The 3,787-nt window shown below is 58.3% G+C and carries 3 protein-coding genes; 1 reads left to right on the forward strand and 2 read right to left on the reverse strand.

From position 1 onward, the window contains the following. Nucleotides 1-180: 180 nt before the first annotated feature. Both B3V69_RS07735 and B3V69_RS07740 read right to left on the reverse strand, forming a co-directional pair. The gene (locus B3V69_RS07735) at nt 181-501 is read right to left on the reverse strand and encodes a hypothetical protein (protein ID WP_296445329.1); all 321 of its coding nucleotides are present in this window, start codon (nt 499-501) and stop codon (nt 181-183) included. 75 nt (nt 502-576) lie between these two features. After that, nucleotides 577-2,478 (reverse strand): sensor domain-containing diguanylate cyclase, encoded by a 1,902-nt coding sequence (locus tag B3V69_RS07740; RefSeq protein WP_296445331.1) that lies wholly within the window; start codon nt 2,476-2,478, stop codon nt 577-579. Nucleotides 2,479-2,829: 351 nt separating this feature from the next. Here B3V69_RS07740 and B3V69_RS07745 point away from each other — a divergent pair, with 351 nt between their 5' ends. Continuing rightward, entirely contained in the window at nt 2,830-3,534 is a 705-nt protein-coding gene (locus B3V69_RS07745) for a PEP-CTERM sorting domain-containing protein (RefSeq protein ID WP_296445333.1), read from the forward strand. Nucleotides 3,535-3,787 lie beyond the last annotated feature (253 nt).

The raw sequence follows: 3,787 nt of genomic DNA on the forward strand, positions 1-3,787 counted from the left end.
CAATCAAGCTGTGTCGCTTCTGACTGCTTAAGTCTGCTGCATACCACTTGGAAAAATGAAAAAACGGCGGAGATTCGCCATGTCTATTCCACCTACCGCCTTGGCAACTTCACGACAAATTCAAAGTTTGCATTACGAGCAGCGCATAGACCACGCCCAAGAAGGTTCCCTGTCCATCCGTCAGCGCTCTGGAGATGGCAATGACTTGGCGGCCTGTACTACGGCCAGTGATGACCTCTGAAAATACCAGACCGGCGCCGGGATCTCGCGCGCCAGTTCCCCCAAGTCGGCTTCGGCGCGGCGCAGCGTGGCCTCCAGCCGCGCTTCGAGTATGGCCGCATAGTCGCGCGTCTTGGTTTCGGTGTTGTAGATTGCCGCTTCATAGCCCGACCAAATCAGGCAACCCACGATGCTCATCACGGCGAGCACGACCAGGCTCAACAAGGCGATGAGCGTCCTTGGAAAACTGTGAGCGGCGGTAACGAAACGTGCGGAATTCATGCCCTGCATTTCGATCGGTGGGTGTGCGGATAGAGGCGGCGGTTGGCTGCGTGCGTGAGCATCACGGCACGCGCTCTAAGCGTCTTCCCGGCCAGACACCGGCAACTCCGCGGAATAAAGTCGCACCGCATGTCGGCCGGCCCCCTTGGCCGTGTACATGGCTGCGTCCGCTTTTTCGACCAATATGTCCGCCGTTTCCCCGTGCTGGGGAAACAGGGCCACGCCGATGCTGGCGCCGATGTTGATCATGTGGCCGTCAATCTCGAACGGCCCGTGCAGCGCCGCCAGCAGCTTTTCGGCCACCGCCAGCGCTTCACGTTCGCTGTGAACGGTGGCCAGCATGACGACGAATTCATCTCCGCCCTGGCGCGCCACCGTATCCTCCTCGCGCAGGCACAGATCCATGCGCGACGCCACCTGCTTGAGCAATTCGTCGCCAGTCTGGTGGCCATAACGATCATTGACCGGCTTGAATTCGTCAAGGTCGATAAACAGCACCGCCAGGCAGTAGCCGTGGCGGGCCGCGCGGCCGAGCGTCTGTTTGAGACGATCGATGAACATGCGGCGATTGGGCAAGCCGGTCAGTTCGTCGTAATTGGCGCGGCGCCAGACGATTTCCTCGCCCCGTTTCCTCACCGTGATGTCGCTGATCACGGCGACATGCCGCCGTCGAACCGGGTCGTCCCGGTCGATCACGCTGATCTTCAGCCACTCGATGTAGAGCTGGCCGTTCTTGTGACGGTTGGTGACCTCGCCCTCCCAATGCCCATGGGTGTTCAGGGCGCGCCAGAGCGTGGCGTAAAAATCCCGGTCCTGGTGCCCGGATGAAAGCACGCTCGGCCTTTGCCCGATCACGTCCTGTTCGGTGTACCCGGTAATTTGACTGAATGCGGGGTTGACCATGAGAATGCGATTTTCGGCATCGGTCACCATCATGCCTTCGGACGCCGCCTCAAACGCGGCTTTGCTGATCTGCAGTGCCGCTTCGTTTTCCGAGATCTTGCGCTGTTGCCTGGAGGTATGCAGTAGCAGCCCGACGACGAACAGCATGCCCGCCACGATCATGCTCGAACCAATGGCGCTGACCTGGCGACCGTGCTCGATCTGGACCTCGATCGGCGCCAGAATGGACTTCGTATCCAGTCCCACCACGACCACCAGCGGGTGGTCGTCCAGCCGCGACCAGCCATAGATGCGCGGCACCTTGTCAAAGGCGGCAACCACCCGAAATACGCCGGCGCGCGGTGCGTTGGGCCCGAGGAAAGGTCGATCTCTCGGCGTTGACTTGCCCAATGAATTATCCAGATCGGTGCTGCGTGACAGATACGCACCGTCCAGCGTGAACAGCGAGATCACATCACCCTTATGGCGCGCGATGCGAGCCAACTTGCCTTGCAAGTAGTCAGCGCGCAGGAACACCGTCACGACGCCCGCGAAGCGGCCATCGACCACCAGTTTGCGACTGACAGGAATGACCCAGACGTTGCTGATCCGACCCAGGATGGCCTGGCCGACATAAGGCCGGTCCACGCTGCTTGCGGCCTGGACACGAAAATAATCGCGGTCGCCCCCGTAGACTTGCCCGCGCGCCGGGACCATGTTGTAAACCGCGTCGCCCAGGGCATCCAATACCGCGATATTCAGGAGGGTCCCCTCGGGATAACCCTCGAGCGTGGCGTTGACGGCCTCGACGAACGAATTGGGGTCGTCCAGATAATCGTGGCGTATGTGCTGTAGGCCGTTATCGATACCCCGTATGAGGTCATCCGTCTGGCGCGCCACGGCATCGGCCAATTGCTGCGCCTGCAAGTCCGTCATGGACAAGATGTCTTGCCGCAATTGGGTGTTGGAGACTTCGACCTGTATCCAGTAAACCGCCAGTGACCCCAGTAGACTGATCACCAGCAGGCCCACCATCAGGCGCAAGCGCAAGTGAAGAGGCGTATTTTTGAAACTGACAGAAAAATGCTTCTTCATGCTTGAAAACAGGTGATGTTAGTAACTGCTCCTCGTTATTTGACCATCTCCCCTATGGGGATTTAACCATAGTCCCATGAATTTCTTGCCTATATACATGGCGCTTGCCCGCTCCTTCCTGCAGGCCAGCCGCTGGCGAGATCGTGCTGTTCGACCGCAGCGGGTTTCTGACATCTGGCGAGGGCCCCAGCGTAATAGTGCCCTCCAAGATGTCGAAATTCTTTACAACCACCATCGGAGATGTAGGGAGATATCGTCTTTAACCTTTGATTTATATCAACATAATTAATTCGGCACATAAATTGCTTATCTTCGTCAGGAAGCCTTTTTTAAATATCAAATGGAGTTGTTGTGAAAATTTCCCTTAAGAGTGCGTTGATTTGTGGCATTTTTGGATTTGCCTGTATTCAGACGGCGTCGGCGACGGAAGTCGTGACCAACGGTGATTTCGAAACCGGTTCTTTAAGCGGGTGGTCGGTCGCTAATCTCGGCGGCGGCGGTTGCGGCACCAATGCCTGGACCGTCAACTCGACCGGCACACACGGTTGCACCAACAATGTGGGCAACATGCCGGCCCCCACCAATGGCACTTTCGCCGCTTACAACACATTCGACGGCCCCGCCGGTACGCTGCAAATCTCTCAGCAATTTACCTTGCCGGGATCGATCGCTTCGGCAACCCTTTCGTTTTTCGACTCCGTCCGCATGAATATCAGCGGCCAAGCGCGCACTTTCAGCATTGATATGTACGACGCCACCGACACGACCTTGCTGGACAATCTTTTTAGCCAGAGCTTCCAGAACGTGAATCAAGGCTGGGTTTTCAATACGACTGATGTGACGAATGCCCTGCTCGACAATGCCGGCCAGACCGTCACACTGCGGATTTCGAACATCATTCCACAGAGCTTCACCGGTCCCGCTGGTTTCGGGATCGACAATATCTCGCTCGACGTCACTGGCGCCGCGGTTCCAGAACCCGGCTCCCTCGCCCTGGCCGGACTCGCCTTGGCGGGGCTCGCCGTCAGCCGCCGCCGGCAGAAACCACAAGCCTGACCCTCGGTCACGCTGCAACAGAAACGGGGGCTGCGGCTCCCGTTTTTTATTGGGGTGACAGGTGAGAGGCCATTGACTAGCCCTGATGCGCCCGCGCCAAGGCCACATACCAGTCCAGACAGCCCGGATTCGCCATCGCCTCGCGATTCACCACCTTCTCGATCGGCTGCCCCAGCAGCAGCTTCTTGATCGGCAGTTCCTGCTTTTTACCCGACAGCGTGCGCGGAATCTCCGCCACCTGAAAGATCTCGTT

It is taken from the genome of Rhodoferax sp. UBA5149 (genome assembly GCF_002413825.1).
Taxonomy (GTDB): Bacteria; Pseudomonadota; Gammaproteobacteria; order Burkholderiales; family Burkholderiaceae_C; genus Rhodoferax.

What these genes read in the sequence shown, in the direction of transcription:
- B3V69_RS07735 (WP_296445329.1), bottom strand. Translation starts at nt 501, where the DNA reads ATGAATTCCGCACGTTTCGTTACCGCCGCTCACAGTTTTCCAAGGACG.
- B3V69_RS07740 (WP_296445331.1), bottom strand. Translation starts at nt 2,478, where the DNA reads ATGAAGAAGCATTTTTCTGTCAGTTTCAAAAATACGCCTCTTCACTTG.